The 21,050-nt window shown below is 50.0% G+C and carries 15 protein-coding genes; 6 read left to right on the forward strand and 9 right to left on the reverse strand.

The features are described 5' to 3' along the window. Positions 1–34 precede the first annotated feature (34 nt). Together GmarT_RS11335 and GmarT_RS11340 are read right to left on the reverse strand one after the other, a co-directional pair. Entirely contained in the window at positions 35–265 is a 231-nt protein-coding gene (locus GmarT_RS11335) for a hypothetical protein (RefSeq protein ID WP_149302705.1), read from the reverse strand. A 105-nt stretch (positions 266–370) separates the two neighbouring features. Then, complete coding sequence (locus GmarT_RS11340; RefSeq protein WP_149302708.1) at positions 371–1,564, reverse strand: hypothetical protein; 1,194 nt, start codon at positions 1,562–1,564, stop codon at positions 371–373. A gap of 339 nt (positions 1,565–1,903) precedes the next feature. Here GmarT_RS11340 and dusB point away from each other — a divergent pair, with 339 nt between their 5' ends. After that, a complete protein-coding gene (dusB, locus tag GmarT_RS11345; protein ID WP_187782358.1) occupies positions 1,904–2,989 on the forward strand; it encodes a tRNA dihydrouridine synthase DusB in 1,086 nt (361 codons plus the stop codon). 18 nt (positions 2,990–3,007) lie between these two features. On the opposite strand, the gene GmarT_RS11350 is transcribed toward dusB, so the two are convergent. The 4 genes from GmarT_RS11350 to GmarT_RS11365 all read right to left on the reverse strand — a co-directional run bounded on the left by GmarT_RS11350 (position 3,008) and on the right by GmarT_RS11365 (position 8,432). After that, positions 3,008–4,318, reverse strand: coding sequence for a transporter associated domain-containing protein (locus GmarT_RS11350; protein ID WP_002647929.1), 1,311 nt, complete (start codon positions 4,316–4,318; stop codon positions 3,008–3,010). Positions 4,319–4,431: 113 nt separating this feature from the next. After that, entirely contained in the window at positions 4,432–4,929 is a 498-nt protein-coding gene (gene ybeY, locus GmarT_RS11355) for an rRNA maturation RNase YbeY (RefSeq protein WP_002647927.1), read from the reverse strand. 18 nt (positions 4,930–4,947) lie between these two features. After that, a complete protein-coding gene (locus GmarT_RS11360; protein ID WP_002647926.1) occupies positions 4,948–7,323 on the reverse strand; it encodes an HD family phosphohydrolase in 2,376 nt (791 codons plus the stop codon). A 143-nt stretch (positions 7,324–7,466) separates the two neighbouring features. Then, entirely contained in the window at positions 7,467–8,432 is a 966-nt protein-coding gene (locus GmarT_RS11365) for a PhoH family protein (protein ID WP_002647925.1), read from the reverse strand. Positions 8,433–9,057: 625 nt separating this feature from the next. Here GmarT_RS11365 and GmarT_RS11370 point away from each other — a divergent pair. Together GmarT_RS11370 and GmarT_RS11375 are read left to right on the forward strand one after the other, a co-directional pair. After that, entirely contained in the window at positions 9,058–11,001 is a 1,944-nt protein-coding gene (locus tag GmarT_RS11370) for an ExeA family protein (protein ID WP_002647922.1), read from the forward strand. Between the two features lie 273 nt (positions 11,002–11,274). Next, positions 11,275–12,624 carry a LysM peptidoglycan-binding domain-containing protein gene (locus GmarT_RS11375; RefSeq protein WP_002647921.1) on the forward strand — a complete coding sequence of 450 codons (1,350 nt, stop codon included), beginning with the start codon at positions 11,275–11,277 and terminating at the stop codon, positions 12,622–12,624. Positions 12,625–12,651: 27 nt separating this feature from the next. Here GmarT_RS11375 and GmarT_RS11380 read toward each other — a convergent pair whose 3' ends face one another. The 3 genes from GmarT_RS11380 to glgB form a co-directional block, all read right to left on the reverse strand. Continuing rightward, entirely contained in the window at positions 12,652–13,479 is an 828-nt protein-coding gene (locus GmarT_RS11380) for an MBL fold metallo-hydrolase (protein WP_002647920.1), read from the reverse strand. A gap of 127 nt (positions 13,480–13,606) precedes the next feature. Further along, entirely contained in the window at positions 13,607–14,902 is a 1,296-nt protein-coding gene (locus tag GmarT_RS11385; protein ID WP_157158974.1) for a DUF1444 family protein, read from the reverse strand. 581 nt (positions 14,903–15,483) lie between these two features. Further along, entirely contained in the window at positions 15,484–17,484 is a 2,001-nt protein-coding gene (gene glgB, locus GmarT_RS11390) for a 1,4-alpha-glucan branching protein GlgB (RefSeq protein ID WP_081459563.1), read from the reverse strand. Between the two features lie 454 nt (positions 17,485–17,938). Between glgB and GmarT_RS11395 the strand changes: the two genes are divergently transcribed. The 3 genes from GmarT_RS11395 (at position 17,939) to hemE (ending at position 21,019) form a co-directional block, all read left to right on the forward strand. Next, positions 17,939–18,874, forward strand: coding sequence for a hypothetical protein (locus GmarT_RS11395; RefSeq protein ID WP_149302713.1), 936 nt, complete (start codon positions 17,939–17,941; stop codon positions 18,872–18,874). Positions 18,875–19,004: 130 nt separating this feature from the next. Next, positions 19,005–19,835 (forward strand): uroporphyrinogen-III synthase, encoded by an 831-nt coding sequence (locus GmarT_RS11400; protein ID WP_002647915.1) that lies wholly within the window; start codon positions 19,005–19,007, stop codon positions 19,833–19,835. A 125-nt stretch (positions 19,836–19,960) separates the two neighbouring features. Next, the gene (gene hemE / locus GmarT_RS11405) at positions 19,961–21,019 is read left to right on the forward strand and encodes a uroporphyrinogen decarboxylase (protein WP_002647914.1); all 1,059 of its coding nucleotides are present in this window, start codon (positions 19,961–19,963) and stop codon (positions 21,017–21,019) included. The last annotated feature ends 31 nt before the right edge of the window (positions 21,020–21,050 follow it).

Consider the following 21,050-nt stretch of genomic DNA (forward strand, 5'->3'; position numbering starts at 1 on the left):
CGAATTCACGTAAGGAGATTTTACCGTGTTCGCATCAGGCCGTTTTACGCAGGCGACCTGATTGTTCCTCGAGTTCTGCTTCCCGCCGAAGTTTACGAACTTTCTGGCTCATGACAGCCGCGTCATACCAGGTAAAACTCAAGTCTGTGTCAGCCGCATATTGCCCGAGTGTCTGCAGCATCTGTGAAGAACTTGCATCATCGTAGAGAAACACATAACGTTCGGAATCTTTAACTAACGCAACGACATTCATTTGTTGTTTCACTGTAGCAGTCCTTTGTTTATCGTCAGAGCACTGGAATCTAAGACTGGATAGGTTGGGAGTGCTCATAAAACCGCAATAGTAAATATCGGCTTCTGAGCGGTGGGATTATCGATATTTTCTTACTTTGAAGATGATCTGACGCTCAGCTTGTCCGCCGTGCAGTGTTAACATCTCTAGAATCATTAAATGTGATGTAAACCGTATAAAGTCCTCACTCCGGTGCAGATAGGCTTCCCAGCCACCACTGCGGCGGTCTCCACTGACTTCGAGATAATCACGTAAGTGTGCTACCAGAGCCGCGTCCGCACCATCGAAGAGACGTGTATACGACATGAAAGGCTGGCGGGGATCATACGTTCCGACCTGAGTGGGAGGACAGTAGTCTTCTAACTGCTTCACAACCGAAGTATTATTTTGAGGCGGGAGGGGAGAAACGGAGAGTTTCGGTTTCGGAGCAGCGAGAGTTTCCTGCCCTGCCCCGACTTTTGTTTGTGAATCAGCAGGCAAAGGAGCGTGCAGTGGGGCGTTGAGGGACTGTGAACCCTGATTGGCTTGTGCAGCAGCTTGAATGATTCCGGTTTGATTCTGTGTGTAAGGCCAGGAGTCAAGCGAATCCGTTGACTGGCCTCGGATCACCGTATTCACACCGGCAGGTGGTTCAGAGAGATCAACTGGACAGCCTTCAGGGCAGTCCATCATACCCGTTTTATGGAGCTCTTTTTCTGCTTTTCGGATTTCTTTTTTCTCAATATGACCAGCATGCCTGAGTTCTTTATTCAGTTGATGCTCTTCCTGTCTCATTTCCCGGGCTGCGACGCGATCCATTTTGAACATCTTGTTCCACATTGATGTTTCTGCGTGCCGCTCTTCTACCATGAGAGGCATTCCCGGGATGAACTCCTGAGAATGGGGAGAATACCAGGAGACCTGCATCCCAATGCGGGGCGGATAATAGGGTGAGTAATCTGTAATTGCACCGATGACAACCGCATCCACGTTCAGAATTTTGGCCAGTTTCAGCACATCATCCGGATTGTTCATCTGCAGTTGATTTTCCACCATCGCGACTTCAGCGACTCCCAGAGGTAATACCTGAAATCCTGGTACTTTCTGGAGTTCTGAGTAATAGGCGAGCGCAAAGCGGCGGCCGTCGACATCCGGTTCCTGACTCAGATTAAAAAATGGGACCAGGGCCACAGTTTTAAGTCTGGGATTGGGATTGGTGACCGAAGTGTGCATAATTACACACCCAGACAGGCTGCCAAAGCAGATCAGCATTAATAATATGCGTGTCAGCACCAGAAAGTTCCCGTGGGATGAAGATAGAAATAATCGATATCAACGTTATCGGCATAACCGGTAGAGTAACTTCAATAAGAAATGTTTAAGTAGATCCCCTATATTTACTTTTACAGTAAATTCCCTGTTTTCAGCTGGTTAGGCTGTGTCCCGTTTTGCTGTAGCGTTTCCAAAACCATTTGGAGCGAGTCAAAGAGATCGACTGATGCCATGGTTAACTGTGATGCGTGCTAGAACCTGAGAGAATCTCAAAGGGGGCATTTGCAGACTCTGGCTTGACTGATAAAATGCGTTGAGTTAATGATTTGCAGCCCTCTTCATAATTTGATGAATGAATCGATGAAACCAGCTTGTCCGCCGAAGCCCGATCACCGTCCGCCTGTTTGTTACGGTGCACTGCAGCTGGAATCACGCTATCTGCTGTCTCCGCTGGCGGGGTATACGAATTTACCATTTCGGCGAATTGTGCGCGAACTGGGAGGCGTCGGGCTGGCGACGACTGATCTGGTGAATGCGCGGGGACTGCTGGAAGGGAGTGAGAAAACACTCCAGCTCACCCAGACCTGCCCTGAAGATTCCCCGTTTGCTGTCCAGATTTTCGGAAGCGAACCTCAGCAGATGAAGGATGCGGCGCAGTTACTTGAGTCGCGCGGCGTCCATTCGATTGATATCAACATGGGCTGTCCGGTGAATCGGATTGTGAAAGGGGGCGCCGGGGCCAGCATGATGTGTCGGCCGAGCGATACAGTTTCACTGGTGCAAACGGTGGTCGAAGCAGTCAAGATCCCGGTGTCGGTGAAGATGCGACTGGGCTGGGATGACAGTGAGCTGTCTGCCCCGTTTTTCTCTCGCGAATTTGAAAAAGTGGGTGTGGTCGCGGTCGCCATTCATGGCCGGACCCGGGAACAGGGATTTCGGGGTGTTGTGAATCACGATGGGATTCGCCGTGTGGTGGAAGCCGTCGATTCGATACCGGTGATCGGGAATGGCGATGTCACGAATGTTGCTGAAGCCGACTTCATGTTGAAAACAACTGGATGCGCGGGGGTTTCGATCGGCCGTGGTGCGCTGGCGAATCCGTGGATTTTTCGACAACTGGTACAGTGGGAGCAGACCGGGACATATGATCCACCCGGGAATTTTGATGATCGCCTGGAACTGCTGCTGCGACAGTTTCGTTACCTGCTGGAGATGACCACTGAGAAACGGGCTATTTCCATGTTCCGGAAAATGGGACACTGGTATTTGAAGTCGATGCGCGTGAAACCCGCGATGCGACATGAATTTCAACTGGCATCAAATCTGGATGAGTTTGGTCAGGCGGTGCGAAAAATCGCCGCAGAGGGGCCTGCAGTCGGTTCTCGCAGCGGTGTTCTGCCGGAGATGCATATTCCCGTGCCCGGCGGACCGGTGGAACGCTGGTAAGCAGCAATCGGACCCTTATCAGTTGTCCGTGTCGTACTCTTCCACCAGTGAAGTGTCCAGTTCAATGCGGAGCTTATTGATTCTGCGTTCGTCGGACTCAAGCACTTCGATTCTTAACTGCTGCCAAGTCAGTGTTTCACCAGGTTGAGGGACTTTCCCGATCTGGGTAATTACAAAACCGCCTATCGTGTCGAAATCTTTACCTTCCGGCAGATTGTAATTGTATTGCTCATTCAGGTCATCAATGTGTACCCGGGCATCGACTTCAAGTGTATTTTGGCCGGTTTCAAAAATCATCTGTTCTTCTTCTTCGTCGAATTCATCGACAATGTCGCCGACAATTTCTTCCAGCACGTCTTCCATTGTGACCAGTCCGGCGACCCCTCCGTATTCATCAATCACAATCGCCATGTGGACATGCTCTTTCTGCATGGTCTCCAGCAGTGAGTCGATCCCCGTGGTTTCGGGAATATAAAAAGGAGAAAACATCAGTTTCTGGATGGTTAACTCTTCGGGAGATTCGGAATTCTGATTCTCTTTCGAGAAATGCTTGAGCAGTTCCCGCGCATAGAGGATTCCCACGATGTCATCTGTGGATTCACCAATGACGGGAATACGGGAGTGACCGACATCGATGAACTTCAGCAGGGCTTCATCCAGCGTTGCATTCACAGAGATGTATTCCATATCCATACGCTGGGTCATGATGGCGCCGACATCTTCATCCTGAAGTTCCATCACGCGCTGGATCATTTTACCGGCTTCCGATTCGAGGATCCCTCCGCGGGCCCCTTCTTCCACGACAGACAGAATCTCTTCACTGATATTGGCTTCCCGACCGTTTTTGTTGTCTTCTTTGCCAGCCAGTCGATGGGAGAACTCATCAATTTTCCAACAGAGCCAGATCACGGGGCTCAGGAAGACCGGCAGCAGTTTAATGACAGGCCAGAACAGCTGCAGGAAGCGTTCTCCGGCAATCCGCGAGATTGTCCAGGGAATGACCATCAACAGCAGAATCCCCGTGAGCAGGATCAACAGGATCTGAATGGAAAACTGTATGGTAACTGCGGGAGTACTGAAGTTTCGCGGGACTTCCAGATATTTATGAGTGAAAATAATCGAGATCAGAATCACGCCCGTCAGCCAGAACAGGTCGGCGGCCAGCAACATGGTGGGGTGAGAGCGTAATATTTCGCTGAATCGATCGGGGACCTCAGCTTCGTTACACAGTGTTTCCAGGCGACTTCGAGAGAAATCGCGCAATGAAAATCCTGACAGGGCGGCTGTCAGAGTCAGGAGTAACAGAACAGAAAGAGTCAGCGGGATCATATGTCTTGTAAACGTTCAGATAAGATGTTTCGAAACTGATTCTGATTCACAGACAGAATCGCGTTATAGTTATACTGGTAATTATTCCAGGTGTCATTCTCAATCATCTGTTTTTACTCTTCGCGTCTGGGGATTGAGATCTGCCAGTGATCGAAGATCTGTTGCTCACGTTGCCGCATGATATGCAGTTCTTCTTCCGTAAGGTCATCATAACCGCATAAATGCAGCAACCCGTGGATCACATACAGCAGAAGTTCCTGTTCCGCGGGCCATTGGTATTCTGCAGACATCGCAACCGCCATTTCCGCGGAGACAATGACTTCACCTTCAATCTGCCTGCCTGCCCCACGAAATTCCACCTGGTTCGTATCCATTGCGGTATCGCAGTCCAGCAGAAAACTCAGAACATCAGTATCGTAATCATGTTCCAGGTATTGCTGATTCAACTGGCGAATGGTGGGATTGTCGACGATTGCCAGGCTGATTTCCGCCTGGTTTACCTGTTCGGACTGCAGCAGAAAACTGATCGCTGTTTTCAGCTGTGTTTCGTCGATGGCAAGGTGCGTTTGTGAGTTTTGAATCTCGATCTGAAACTGGTCTATTGTATTCATTCCGTTTTCAATCGGGGATTAAGCGGAGCGCTCTTCCGGGTATTTAATACGTCCGTGGTAAATACCGATCAGGGATTTTACCAGCGATTCTTCCACAACATTGATTTCACTCAAAGTGAGTGAGCATTCATTAAACTGCCCGTCAAGCAGTCGTTTCATCACAAGAGAGTGTACCAGAGATTTGATACGTTTGGGCGTCGGATCACTCAGTGTGCGGCTGGCACTTTCGACCGCGTCGGAAAGCATCATCACTCCCGCTTCCCGGGTCTGCGGTTTGGGACCGGGATACCGGAAAGAAGACTCTTCGGCATCGGTTTTGTGATCCGGGCTGAGATCCGCCTGCTTTTCTGCTTCGCGGAAGAAATATTCCACCAGCGTAGTCCCGTGATGCTGTTCAATAAAATCGATAATCGGCTGAGGCAGGTTGTGCTGACGGGCCAGATCCACGCCATCTTTGACATGGCCGATGATAATCAGGGTACTCATCGCCGGAGCGAGGTTGTCGTGCAGACTCCCACTGCCTTGTGCCATATTTTCAATGAAGTACTGAGGCTTCAGCATTTTTCCGATATCATGATAATAGGCGGCAACGCGTACCAGCAGTCCGTTGGCGCCAATTTTGTCGGCAGCGGCTTCTCCGATTGTGGCCACAGAAATGGAATGGTTATAGGTCCCCGGAGCACGACGCACCAGTTCCTGCAGCAGCGGATGTGAGACATTGCTCATTTCCAGAAGACTGATGTCGGTAACCACTCCGAATAGAGATTCAATAAAAGGCAGACTGCCCGCGACCAGATATCCAGCAGCCAGGCACCACCCTGCCCCTTGAAGACTTTCCCAGACGATCTGCTGATCAAAGAAACCGTTTGAGAGTTCCTGACTGTTGATCAGGTTGATCCCCCAGTAGACCAGGAAGTAAGTCAGTCCCATCCCGAAGCCGAGTTTGATCAGCGTGGATCGGGAAGAGACGTTGCCCAGGGATGTCACCGCGACGGCAGAGACACTCATCAGCACGACGAAATGTCCCAGTGCGGCACCTGTCGACAGGCAAATCACCAGTGACAAAGACAAGGCGGTCAGGATGGCCATCATCTGGTCGTAGACAATCGCAAACACCATGACCGTCACAACCAGCGGCAGCACTTCCGCGCGCCAGGGGTCATAGGAAAGCAGACGAGCCAGGAAAATGGTCAGAATGATCACGCTGAGATAGATACTTAACCGACTGACTGTTCGGGCGACCGCTTTTTTATTCCGCAGCAGATGATATCCATTCAGGACCGCCAGGACGACCAGCATGAGAAAGATGATGGTCACGCGAATGACCCGCTCATATGTCGGTACGGCTTTTTCCCTGGCTTCGTATTCCGCACGCAGTAAAGCAAGTTGATTGTCGTCGATTAACTGACCCGGCTCCACCAGAATCGTGCCACGCTGGAAGGTGTCAAAAATTTCTTCCACCTGATTTCTTGCCTGGGTCCGTTCCTTGAGCGTTCGCTGGGCATCGTAAGTCAGAGTGGTGGGCGCCTGGAAATAAATCCAGTGCGTAAGCACTGCCTTCAGCGGGGCCAGGCGTTGGAAGGCCTTGTTATCGAACAGTCGGCCGACGCCCCCGCTTGCTGAGAGTTGATCAGGCAGACGAATATCAAAAGTGGCGACTTTGGTGACTGTGGTAACTTTGCTATGGTCACTTTTTTTACCATCTTTTTTATCATCTTTATCAGAGCTTTCGTTGATAATGGCAATCTCATCACCAACTCTGATCTGGTTTTGGATCAGATCATTTTCGTTCACAATTCCATAAGTAGCCAGATCTGTAATCAGTTTAGTAAAGTCATTGATCAGGTCTTCAATTTTTTTAGTATCATTGGAATCGGGGCTGCTGACCAGCGATTTCAGTTCGGCAAAGGTCTGTTCTGGTTCTTCTGGAAACTGGCCTACAAACTGTTCCAGTCGGCGGGACGGAGTGAGCCCCAGTTCCGCCCGGGTGTCAGCATTCAGCTCATCCAGCGATTTGGCATTGGCAATCCTAACCAGATCTTCCTTCAGCAATCCTGGCAACTTGTCGATCAGGTCCGGCTGATTTTTGAAGTAATAGGGAACTTCTGTCTCTTTCTGGGTCCGTTGCCGGTCTGTTTCAATCGGATTGGAGACTTTGAACGTGGAATTGGCCACAATCCCATGCTCGGAAAACATGCCCAGTCGATAGGGGAACGGGGCTTTCCAGCTTTCTACTGCCACCATCAGAATCAGAATCGTCAACAGGCAGACACTCAAGCGTGAGAGCGTCCCCCGGTTACTCAGTAATTCGCGCAATCTCGAACTCAATTTGGAAGAATCGCGCAAACTGGCAGCAAGTGCAGTTCGGGATTTCTTTGAGCCAAAAAAAGCCATGAAATTAACCTGAGATGATCTGGATGAATAACGAGGGTAAGCGGATGAGAATCAGACTGTGTCCAGTTTTCTTTTAGCGTCTCCAGGAACGTTTGGACCGAGTCGAATCGCTTGAGAGACGCTATGGTTAAATGTGATACGGTCTAGTGTACGAGAGTGTCTTCGTTCTGGTAGGCCTTCACGATTTCTCCGACCAGTCTGTGTCTTACAATATCTTCGTTTTTTAATTGAGTGACTCCCACGCCTTTAATGTTTCGCAGACGATTGATGGCATCTGTCATGCCGCAGGAAACGTCAGGTGGTAAGTCGATTTGCGAAATATCTCCAGTGACCACAATTTTTGAACCCATGCCCATCCGGGTCAGGAACATTTTCATCTGGGTGACCGTCGAGTTCTGTGCTTCATCCATAATAATGAATGTGTTGTCCAGAGTTCGCCCACGCATGAATGCCAGAGGGACGACCTCGACGATATCATTTTCCATGTATCGAGTGACCTGATCGTAATCGAGCAGGCTGCCGAGTGCATCGAGCAGTGGACGCAAAAACGGGTTCACCTTTGCCAGCATGTCTCCCGGCAGAAAGCCGAGCTTTTCACCCGCTTCAACGGCAGGACGCACGAGTACAATCTTACGGACCTGTTCCGTCCGCAGTGCATTGATGGCCATGGCGACCGCCAGAAACGTTTTCCCACAGCCTGCAGGGCCTGTACAAAATACAAGATCGTGCTCGGCAATGTTCTTGATGTAGTCTGACTGACCTGGTGTTCTGGGATGTACTTTTTTGGTTTTCTCGAAGAGGTCAATCGAGGATGGCGTGGCGACGGGAGCCTGCTTGGACTGTTTTCCAGAGGAATTACCGTTGGAGAGCGCGGTTTGCACCTGCTCACTCTTCAGTTGTTTCGTGCTTTCAACGATTGCTCTCAATTCAGAGAAAATACGGAGTGACTTCTGAATCTGGGCATCATCGCCGATAATTCGCAGTTCATCGCCTCGATGAACCACGTCTACACCCAGTGCATCCTGAATGAGTCGTATATGACAGTCATGTGTGCCCAGTAATATGGGAATCTGATCAGGATCAGAAAAGGAAAGAGTGGCTTCTGACATCAGAATTTCTACGTGCGCCTCCTGGGGCCTAAGGAATACATTTCAGAGCTTGAAAATAATGACAGGTCAATTTGTATTTCGCTACACTGAAATCTATGAAAAATACAATAAAACCGAGACTGAAATCAGCCGACAGATTTGGTCTGTTGTTGCTAAGACATAAAGTCTACTCCAGCAATCCGGTAAGAGAAAGGAGAGAGTTGCTTCTAAACTGCGGGATTTTCGTAAATAAAGAAAAAGAAAAGAGTTGTGTGATGCGGAAATTCTTCAAAATGCCCCGGATTTTACCCGGAACGCTTCAATTCAGTGAATCTCAGGCTTCCCGTTCTTTTGGTTTTTTTGCAGGTTACCCAGTTTGGACAACCGGCAATGTTTCGTATTCTGAGCGGCACTTGAATGTCAAGATCTATGGTTTGGGTAATGCGCTTGAGAGACCCTGATCAGATACTGTCGATTGTATTGGTAATACTCAAGAAGAGACCATAACCTGTTCGATGAATTGTTCATACAGAGCGAGATCAATCACGATGAGAGATGCGCTGTCTGTTCTGTTCCTCCGTTCAGAATCAAAACATCCAGTCTCCCGCGGGAACTGATGCAATAATACGTGAAAAGGTTTTTGGAAATGTACGAAACAAATTTTGGGTTCACGGATCGACCCTTCACCGTTTCACCTTCACCTGCCTGTTATTTTGAGGCAGCAGAACACCAGCACGTTCTGGAAGAATTACTGGTAACGATTTCAAGTCTGAATGGGATCACAATATTGACCGGTGATGCCGGCACGGGAAAGACGGCTGTCTGTCGGCAGTTGGTTGCACGGCTGGAAGATCAGTTTCAGATTCAGTTTGTAGAACACTGCAATTTTCCGACAGTCAGGGCACTATTGCAGACCCTGCTGTACAACCTGACCGACTGTTATGAGAAAGTCAGCGAACAGGAATTGAGACTGGCTTTGACGGCGGAAGTCCGTTCCTCCTTTTTAAACCATGGTCAGCCTCTACTGGTACTCGTCGACGAAGCACATCTTCTCAGTGTTTCGTTTCTGGAAGAATTACGTGTCCTGTCTGATATTGCCTTCGATGGCAAACCGGCGCTGCAGTTACTGCTATGCGGGCAGACTTCTCTGGAAGAAACATTGATTCAACCTGCCCTGTCCTCTCTGAATCAGCGGATCGGCTGCCAGGTTTATCTGGACCGGATGACACGCCAGGAGTCAGAGGCTTACATCGCCTATCGAATTCAGCGTGTTTCCACAGACAAACGGTCCTGTTTTACAGACGAAGCCATCAAATTTATTACGCATGTCAGTGATGGTCTGCCGCGCTGTCTGAACCAGATCTGCGATCACAGCCTGATGCTGGCCTATTTACAGGACTCTGCTGTTGTCAATGAGCCGATTGCCCGGGAAGCCTTTACCGATCTGCAACAACTGCCGTTACACTGGAATGATCCACTGCCTGCCGCCTCTCCACTGGATGAGTTACGTAAAAGCCAGACCGGTTCCGGCTCAAAACCAGCACAGGCAGACTCGACCCTGGAGGCATATGAAGCAGGGTACGAGATTGATTCTGATCTGGAAGATCAGCTGAATCAACTGGTGGAAAATTTAGAAGAGGATTCAGTGTCCGTTTCAGAAGACTCCAGCTGGGATTCCGCTGATTTATTCTCCTTTGGAGAAGGGATTGAGGCGATCGAAATCGGCAGCGAATCAGAAAGAGAAGAGATCCGGGAAGCAGTACCGGAATTACAGAACCAGCGTGAAACACCTGCCCCGGTAGAGAGTGAGCCTGTAGAACCTGAACAGATTCAGGCGGCTGTTCCTCCGCGGGAAATCAGGGAAACAGTTACATCTCCAGAACTGAATGCCGGTTTCACTGAGATCATTGATCGCTATGCCGCCATTGATGCCGGCATTGACCCTGCGACTCTACCGCCAGAACCACGCAGAAAAAACAATCAGACTCTGCAACTGCGACCTCCTCAGTTTCAATCTGTGTCGAAACCGCAGCAGGTCGACCAGGAAGAATTCATATCGACAGAAGAGTCCACTGCTGCTGCCTTAACCGAATTTGCAGAAATATTTGATATGGATGCAGCGGAAATTCCAGATGTGCCGGCGTTTGATTTTGATAATGCAGAGCTGAACCATCTGAGTTCCGATGTACTGGAAGAACTCTCGCGGGAAATCTCAGGAGGAGACGGTTCGTTTGAAGACCTGCTGGCCGCTCAAGTCTATGAAGTCTGTGCGGAGAGCCGGAAAGGGTTGTTCAACGCTCTGAATGATATTCGAAACTATTCCGAAACGACGTCTATCGAAGTGTCTGAAGAAGAACTTGAGATTTATGATGCCGTTCAGCCTGAATATGAAGAACCTGGATACTCCGAGCCGGAAAGCCCTGCTTTCTCCAGTGAACAGTTCGATCTGCCATCAGGCAACTCAGTCCGCATCGATTCTCAGACCGCTACACACAACCGGTCTTCAGCAACTGCCCACCTGAAAGGTCCGGCACTGGGACGATATAAGAATCTGTTCAGCCGTCTGCGAAGTAAACAGAAGACGAGCTGATATGCTTGATTCGAGACGGTCTGCAGCCTGCAGGATGCGGCTCCCGGAATGTGATAACAGTTGCGTGTTCGCCAGTTGATATAACCGTTACAAGCCTATCAACTGGTGAGTCTGTTTCGACCGTTCGCCATATTTTCTGCATGATCGACTCAAGTGTGATCCTGTTAAGTTGATCTTGCTGCGCTGAGCCGATCTTGAAAAAATCGGTTTTTCTTTTAAAGAATTTCGCCCGATACGCTTAATACACAGCGTAACATTCGAGGCGAGGTTCAAATGCATCAAGATAAAAAAGTAGGTTTAGCACTGGCATTGCTGGTGATTGGTTTTGTAGCGGCATTCTGTTTGAGGCAGGATCGCAATACAACGGTTCAAATCCCCGAGCTGAACGACCCGCATTACCTCAACGAGCAGATTGCCGATAAGGATCGCACTCCCTATCTGGATACACAGTCAAAAAAAACTATTGAAACCCAACTGGGAAATGATCAGGCTTTTACATCGCTGACAGACAATAGCGAGCCCTCCGGAAACTCCCAGGTTGCCGTCCCGACCATTTCGCATACGACTCCTGCCGGACAGAACGGTACTGCTTCCAAAGCGGAGCGCTGGGGGCCGATTCCTGAATTTCTGAAGGATGTCGATCTGCCTCAAGAGCAGTTTTCGAGCCCGGAGCCTTCCGATTCGGTATTTGAACCGAATCCGCCTCAACCCGAGGCAAAGCCCATATCACAAAATTCAACACCAAAGCCGATTACCGGTATCGAGAATATCAAGCCGGAACATAATAACGCGTGGGAAGTGAATCCGTCACAACAGAGACCGGAACCTGCCCGCCCTGCACCAACGCCGGCTCCTCAAATCCGGATTCATACGGTCAAGGCAGGAGAAACACTCTCTGAAATTTCGATTCGCTACCTGGGGACCAGTCGCAAATACCGTGAGATATTCAATCTGAACCGTGACCAGCTTCGTAGTCCTAACGACATCCGTGAGGGAATGAAGCTGAGGATTCCTGTCTACCGCGCTCCGGAAACAGCACCTCAGTCTGCTAATCGACAGACGAATGTGGAATCTCCGGTGATGACCGGCAAGCGGACGATGGGGCAAATGGTGTCTCAGCCGACTCTGAAATCAGATGCTGCTTCTTCAACAGTTCAGTTCGAAGGATTGATAGAGTCGCTTTCCACCGCTCCCTCGAAAAAAACAATGGGTCAACTGGATCAGCAAGAGATGATTCAGGAGTTGGAAGAGTCCGTTCAAACTGAGAAACTTCCAGCAGGAATAAAAAAGGTCCCGGATAACTATCGAAAATTTATTCCCGTACCCCGCTCTCCCTTTACTCATAATAATGGAGCGACTTCGGGTTCGGGCCGTTCCCTGTCCCAGGTTCAACCAGAGAACGTGGATCAGATCGTTGATGATCTGTTCGGTGAGCAGACTGAGCCAGCCAGTCAGACGGCACAGCCGAAAACCTATACGATTCAGCCTGGCGACACCCTCGAATCCATTGCACTGGAAATCTACGGTAAACGTTCTGTTGCCTTCAAAATTTATCAGCAGAACCGGGATCTTCTGAAGAACGCCAATTATATCCGTCCGGGAATGAAGCTGCAGCTGCCGTAAGCGGTGGTGTTAGGTATGGCACCAGGTCTAATGTTCTGCAGCCAGTCCGTGGAGTGGTAATGACAGGCCGTCGTATGCGAGTTCGACATGATCGGGCAGATTCGCATTTGTTTCTTCGTGTTCCAGCGAGTGCGAGATGTGTGTAAAGTAAGTCCGTTTGGGTTTGACCCGTTCGACCACTTCCAGGCTCTGTTCCAGGCAAAAATGCGTGGGGTGTGGTTTAATCCGCAGCGCATCAAGAATCAGGTAATCCAGTCCTTCCAGGTACTGCCAGCTCTCCTCGGGTATTTCACTGACATCAGTACAGAATGCAATGTTGTTGATCCGGTATCCAAGGATCGGCAGAGTACCATGCATCAGTCGAATCGGCTGGATTCTGAGTCCCAACAGATCAAACGGTTCCAGTGAGATCGTTTTGAAATCAAGATGAGGGCGCGACATATGATGTCGATTGTGTGTCGGTTCCTCGAATGCATAGTTGAAGGAACCCCGGATCTGTTCTTCCACGGCTTCTTCGCAATAGAGCTCGATGGACTTTTCCAGCCGGTATCCGCTGATGCGCACATCATCGAGACCGAAAATATGATCGGCGTGGCTGTGGGTATATAATACGGCGTGCACCCAGGGAATATGTTCTCGCAGCAGTTGCAACCTGAGCTCCGGTGGAGTGTCGATCAGAAAGCCCCCTTCCGGGGCACCGATATAAACAGAAGTGCGCCCTCGCTGATTTTTGGGGTCAGGTGACTGACAGACTTCACAATCACAGCCAACAATGGGGATCCCCACGCTGGTCCCAGTGCCCAGCGTGATGAACTCACCTGGTTTCTGAGAAAATAAATTCGATTCCTGTTGCATTATACTTAAATCGCTCTTGCGCGGGGTTCACTCTGATCTGGTCAAGCTGGGACCCAGTTTAAATTATTGGTGGCTGGAATGGTACCGATGCATGGGTATGGGGATACGTTTTGCTGTGGAATCGAGTTCAGCTCACGCCACAATATTCGCTGACCCCGTCTGCTGTGACTACCAGTAACTGATCGGTGAGTGGATGGTCCATATTCAGATAATCGTTGGCGATATTATGCTGAATTTTTTCGATGACCTGCGATTCACTCAGACTCAGTGCCAGTAAAAAATCACGATTAGGGACACCTGCCAGAAATTCGCTTCCCAGAAACTTACGAGCCTGCCGGTAAAATGAGGGACTCAGGACCTGGCTTGCATTATACGCGTCTGCCTTGTTCTGAATAATCATATTAGGGCCCTCTTCCCGCGACATGCAGATCAGCTCAATTTCGTTCTGTAGAAAATAATGATCCAGATTGGCCAGCGCGATTTCGTGCAAGACTTCCTGGCTGATCTGCCACTTATGCAGCAGCTTTTCATGAATATACCAGTAAGCCCGGGATTCATCCACCACGTAGAGAATGGCCAGGTTTGCGATCCAGTTCTCGCCGACAAAGTTCGGGAAATGAGTTTTCCATGATTCCTGCGAGATCAGGATCGGCATGATGCGGTCCTGAATGTCGATCAGTTCCGGTTCTGTCTGTTCATCCCCCCATTCATTGATTTGCAGTACGGTTGCCAGTGCGGAGACAATATTCTGTTCGTAGTCTTCTGGAGCGCTCAGGTATGACCGGTAAAAATTGTTCAGATTCAGTTCCGATTCACCAAATTTGATGCGAAAGCCGGGAATAATCTGCGAAGAAATCAAGGGAAATTTTTTCCGGGCCAGTTGCAGGACATCGTGGGCAAACAGTTCGGGAGGATTTGCCGGATTTAAATTCAATTCAACCGAATGCAGAATTCTCTGCACGGTATCAAACAGTTCTTCATGATCCTGGGGTTCGTAAAAAAACGTGACGACCATTTGAATGGAGCGTTCGCGGATCAGCCAGAGATTCCAGTGATGCCAGTTTTTCTGAAAAAAGGCAGACTGTGTCAGCAACGACTTCCACCAGGATGAATTCTTCTTAATGATGGCTTCACCGGAATAGGCCACTGATTCATGTTCAATCGCCAGCGGCGGTCGTTTGCTAATATTCCGATGTCTGACAAAAAGCTGATCGAAATCGACATCAAGGCCTGCTCCGGACTGTGTGTGAGGGAGGACCGATTTCCAGTGGCAACTGATTGTTAACGTGGCGTTCCCACCGGGTGGGCTGAGTTGAAGTACTCCATCCTGATCATCCTTAATCCAATCGGAAGGAAATGCGAGAGAATACCAGTTGGCGGGACCGGTGTATTGCGCCCATTGTTCGAGATGAAAGTCCGACAAAAAAATCACCATCAGCACAAGAAATGTTTCTGATTCCAGAATAACCGGCGACAAAGAATATTGCGGCCTGGGGTTATTTCAACGGTGTCTCACTGTGTCTTTTATGGTAGACGATTTTTGAAATGATGACTATCGGAAAATGGGGCTGATTCTTTGGGCCATGCTGCTGTTAATCTAAGCAGCGAAATGCCCTTCTGGAGGGCATTTTCGGAGAAAATGAAACGTCGCTGGATTATTCAGATATTAATTTGATGCCATAAGTTGTATTTAATGAAAGGCTTATGGAAATCTGTCTGAGATGATGTGTCAGCTGGTACGACGTTTGCTTAAGAGATAATTACAGACAGAGAAAAGAGCAACTTCTACTGTCTGACTTGAACTTCACCAAAGGATACGCTGCTGGGGAGTATAGCCGAACTTTCCCTTGTCGGGACTGTTTGGGCGAGCGCCTATACACTCAGCGGCGTCCTTTTTTTTCAGTCGTGTCAAGATACGACTGAAAAAACCATCATATAGAGGTTCCTCTCCGTTTACCAGTCTTTTCTGGTAAGAATTATCCCCTTTGATCTCCAATGATCACGCTACTTTTCAGCTGGTTTTTTTGCAGTAGCTACCGGCTTCATGATCAATAAGCCCAGTGGTGGCAGATTGAGCGTGATGCTGTGGTCCATGCCATGGCTGCTGATTTTCTCACTATAAACTCCCCCGGCATTCCCCATATTGGATCCACCGTAAATTTTGGCATCACTGTTGATGATTTCGTGATAAAAGCCTGGTTTGGGGACACCAATTCTGTATCCATCGCGGGGAACGGGAGTAAAATTCGCGACTACAATCACATGCTCTTCCGTGTCCGTGGCGATACGCTGGAAAGCAAAGACGCTGTTTTTGGAGTCATCACACTGAATCCAGGCAAATCCTTCCTGTGTAAAATCGGTTTCATACAGCGCTTTTTCTGAGCGGTATAAATGATTCAGATCCCCGATCAGGCGACGGATTCCATCGTGTTTTTCGTGGCCGATGAGTTTCCAGTCCAGTTCCTGATCGTGATTCCATTCGACCCACTGGGCCAGTTCGCCTCCCATAAACAGCAGTTTCTTGCCTGGCATCGTATATTGATAGCCGTATAACAGTCGCAGATTGGCAAACTGCTGCCACAGGTCGCCGGGCATTTGGGAAATTAACGCACGTTTGCCGTGCACCACTTCATCATGCGAGAGCGGCAGTACGAAGTTTTCCGTAAACGCATAGATCATGCGGAAAGAGAGTTCGCCCTGATGGTGCGAGCGGTAGATCGGGTCGAAATGCATATAGCGGAGCGTATCATTCATCCAGCCCATATCCCATTTCATATTGAACCCCAGCCCGCCATTATAAACCGGGTGAGACACACCGCCCCAGGAAGTGGATTCCTCAGCGATTGTCAGGATGCCTGGATATTCTCCGTGCAGACTGATATTGGCATCTTTCAGGAACTGGATGGCTTCCAGGTTTTCGCGTCCGCCACTCGGGTTGGGCACCCATTCCCCTTCTTTACGTGAATAATCCAGGTAAAGCATCGAAGCCACAGCATCCACGCGAAGGCCGTCAAAGTGATATTTATCAATCCAGAAATGCGCACTGGAGAGCAGGAAGTCGCGGATTTCATTTCGGCCGTAATTAAAGATGTAGGTTCCCCAGTCCGGATGGAACCCTTTACGGGGGTCCGCGTGTTCGTACAGACACGTTCCGTCAAAGCGACCCAGAGAGTGACCATCAGTGGGAAAATGGCCGGGAACCCAGTCGAATAAAACTCCGATGCCAGCCTGATGGCAGTAATCGACGAAGTACATCAGATCATGGGGGCTACCGAAGCGGCTGGTCGGCGCAAAGTAACCGGTGGTCTGATAACCCCAGGAGCCATCAAACGGGTGTTCCGTGATCGGCATTAACTGAATGTGGGTGTAACCCATCTGCTGGACATATTCGACCAGCTGCTTGGCCAGTTCGCGGTAGGTAAAAAACTGGCGGCCATCCTTGGGGCGTTTCCACGAACCAAGATGGACTTCATAGATCGTAATCGGCTGTTCATGCCAGTTGGTTTCGGCCCGTTTCTGAATCCATTGATCATCCTGCCAGGGAAAATTCTCCAGGTCGTAAACAATTGAGGCGGTCTTGGGACGCAGCTCCGAGTAGAATGCATACGGATCACTTTTTTCGAAATACTCGCCGTTCTGACCACGCAGGCTGTATTTATAAGCGTCTCCATTCGAAACGCCAGGCATAAAACCGGACCAGACTCCTGCATCGCTGGAGTTCAGATAGAATTCACCATGTTTCCAGTGATTTTTATCGCAGACAATACAGACTTCCTGTGCATTCGGAGCCCAGACTGCAAAACGAGTTCCTGAGATTCCGTCAACTTCGTCCGGGTGAGCCCCCATAGATTGATACATGGTACAGTGCATTCCTGTCTTTAGTGCATGAAGTTCCGCAGATGTAAATAAAGGCCGCCTGGTCTGAGATGGTGACTGCTGGCTTTGTGATCGCCTCGGCGTCGTGGAGCGGCTGGAGTTCGATTCAAAATGAGAAGGTTGACTCATTAGAGTGCAAATTTCATCAGCAGAGTTGTAATAGACGCGAGCCTTGAAACCATCATAATCAGTAAACCCATTATAACAAGATTTCGACCAGATTGTTACTCTGCCTTAATATGCTTTTGGCGTTAAATGACGTTCAGCTCTTCTCTTTTGCGTCAGGATGTCAGACAGAGATGCGTCAGTCTGTCAATCCCCTGCTGATTGTGATGTCTGGGTAATTTACGGTGATCAAGTCGAATAATGCGGACGCGGGATCGTCAACCTGTGACTATTTCCAGATTCCCGCAGTCTTTGCTCAAGTGGTACGACCTGCAGCAAACTATAATTAAGCATACATCGATTTAACCTGAATCGCTTTAAAGAGCTGGCTTGGTGGATTTCACCAGATCTGACTGAATGTGAGTATCGCTTGTCTGTGCATCGGAATGCATTACTGATCGCAGGACCATTTGTCCTGATGACGGGCTTTTATTTTCTGATCTTCTCCGGAGCTCAGGAAGGAAGAGCCTCTGCGAATGCGGTGCGCCTCAGCCCCCCCGAGCCTTTCAAAGCACCACCGGAAATCAAATCTCGCGCGCCGAAACCGCGGCTGCAGACCGCCTGCGAAACCAAAGCAGCCTGGCTCAGAACCCGTATCAGCATTCCCGTCAATGTGCTGATTCAAACACCGTATGTGATTGTCGGAGATTATGAAGTCTCAACCCTGGAAGCGCTTTATCAGAAAGCGATCTCTCCCACTGAGTATGCGTTGAATGTTTCATACTTTGATACGCCCCCCGATCGTCCCATTACAATTGTCGCACTCTCTTCCCAGGAGCATTATCAGCAGGTGGCCATGGATCTCGACCAGAGAAAAACTGGTTCCTACTACGGATATTTTCAGTCGAACGACATGCGGATCGTCCTCAATCTCTCTACAGGTGGTGGAACTCTTGGACACGAGTTGACCCACGCACTGGCGGAAATCGACTATCCTGCCATGCCGGAATGGTTTGATGAAGGACTGGCGTCGCTGCATGAGCAATGCGAATTTTCTGACGAGCAGACACAGTTGATCGGCATTTCCAACTGGCGCGGGCAGCTCCTGCTTTCTGCGCTCGACCGCAATCAGCTGCCCCCCCTGTCTACGCTGGTAGAGCAGGTCAGAATCGACACCCGACGCGAAGCATTAACCTATGCTTATGCTCGTTACTTCTGCCTGTACCTGCAACAGAAACGGCTCCTCTCGCCCTTTTATCGCAAGTTGAGAACCAGTCAGGAATACGATGACACCGGCGGGCAGACCTTAAGGCAACTCCTGAATATCAACGATCTGTCCGATATTGATGAAGACTTCCGCCTCTGGCTCACCGGATTTCGCCAGCTAAAGACGCCGGCAGATACGTCCAGATAACAGTACGTCCCGCTGCGAAAACCGGCTTCTGGCGAAGAAAGCGATGTGAGGCTGTTTTCTGTGCTCCCCTGTCCGTCTATAATGGAATGGTTGTCTCTGAAGATCCTCTAATCACCTGTGAGCGTTCGCTATGAATCCATCCGCCTTAAACGTCTGCAGTTTCGAAAGTCGCAAAAGCGACGCCATGACCTCCCTGATTGAGCGTAACCAGGGGAACCCGACGCTCGTGCATTCCATGGATGAAATTCCGCTGGAAGACAACGCGCAGGTGAAGTCGTTCTGCGAGAAACTGTTTCGAGGCGAGATTGATGTGATTGTTTTCATGACCGGTGTGGGAGCGACCGCCTTGCTGAATGCGGCAGAGCTTTACTTCCCGCGTGAGCAGGTTCTGGCTGCGTTCCGTAAAATTATTGTCGTGGTGCGTGGTCCGAAACCAACGGTTGTACTGCGGAACTGGGAAGTTCCCATCCATTACTCAGCTCCGGAGCCCAATACCTGGCATGAGATCATTTCCGTATTAGACGATAAAAAGTTTTCTGTCACCGGCAAACATATCGCCGTTCAGGAATACGGGAAACCGGTTGAAGAATTTTATAAAGCACTGCGGAACCGTGGTGCCCAGGTTTTGCCGATTGCCGTCTACCGCTGGGCCTTACCCGATGATACCAGCGGGCTCCGCAATGCCATTCATGCGACCATTCGTGGTGATTACAACGTGCTGATGTTTACCAGCGCGCAGCAGATTACACACGTCCTGCAGATTGCCGAAGAAGAACAGGTCAAGGAAGACTGGTTACTGGCGGCGTCCAAAACGATGATTGCTTCGGTAGGTCCCGCCTGTACGGAAGCATTGCAGGAAGTGGGATTGCCTGTCGATTTTGAATCGAGCCCACCCAAAATGGGGCCGCTTGTGAAAGATGCGCTGCAGGCGGCTCCCGAAATTCTCTCTCGAAAAGGCTGATTGACTCACCTGGCTTTCCTCTGTTTCCGGGAAACTCCGCGGCGCTGAATTTCAGTTCGCGGGGAATCCTGTTAGAATCACCTCACATCGCAGAATACCCAATATTAGTAACCGAAAGAAGAAACATGGATGCCCCCATGGCCGAGACCGCCCGCTATCAGAACAGTCGATTCATGAAAGCGGTCCGCCGCGAACCCGTTGATACGACACCCATCTGGATCATGCGTCAGGCGGGTCGTTATCTACCCGAATACATGGAAGTTCGTAACAAGGTGACTTTCATTGAGCTCTGTAAAACACCTGCACTGGCTGCCGAAGTCACACTCACCGCACAGCGCGTGCTCGGCGTTGACGCCGCGATCCTGTTTGCCGATCTCCTGCCGATCCTTGAACCAATGGGGCTCGACCTGGAATACCTGAAAGGGGAAGGCCCGGTCATACATAATCCGATCCAGGATGCATCCCAGGTCGACCGGCTGACCGATATTGCCGACATGGACTGCCTCGACTTCGTCTTCCAGGCGGTCAAACTGATTCGCGCCGATCTGCCCGCTGACATTCCCCTGCTCGGCTTTGCCGGCTGTCCCTTCACACTGGCCAGTTATGCCATCGAAGGGGGCAGTTCCAAAAACTACCGCCGCACCAAACAGATGATGTATAACGACCCCTCCGCCTGGAACGCGTTGATGAATCGTTTTGTGGATAACCTGATCGTCTACCTGCAGCGTCAGATCGCCGCCGGATGTCAGGCTGTGCAGATCTTCGACAGCTGGGCAGGTTGTCTGTCTCCCGAAGACTATCAGCAGTATGTGCAACCTTACACAGCGAAACTCGTCGCAGGAGTACAGGATCATGCCCCCGTCATCAATTTTCTGACCGGTAATCCTGCGTTGCTCGGCTTGCAGCGTCAGGCCGGCGGTCAGGTGTTCGGCGTGGACTGGCGCATCAATCTGTCTGATGCCTGGGAGATCTTCGGATCCGATGTCGCCATTCAGGGGAATATGGACCCGATTGTCCTCTACGCCGAATTACCGGTTCTCAAACAGAAAGCGAAAGCCGTTCTGGATGCCGCCGCGGGCCGCAATGGTCACATTTTCAATCTGGGACATGGTGTCATGCCCGACATGAATCCCGATCATGTCAAAGCCCTTGTAGAAATGGTCCACGAACTGGGAACCCGATAACCTGCCTGCCCTGTGAACCCTGTCTATTCAG

It is taken from the genome of Gimesia maris (assembly GCF_008298035.1).
Classification (GTDB): domain Bacteria; phylum Planctomycetota; class Planctomycetia; order Planctomycetales; family Planctomycetaceae; genus Gimesia; species Gimesia maris.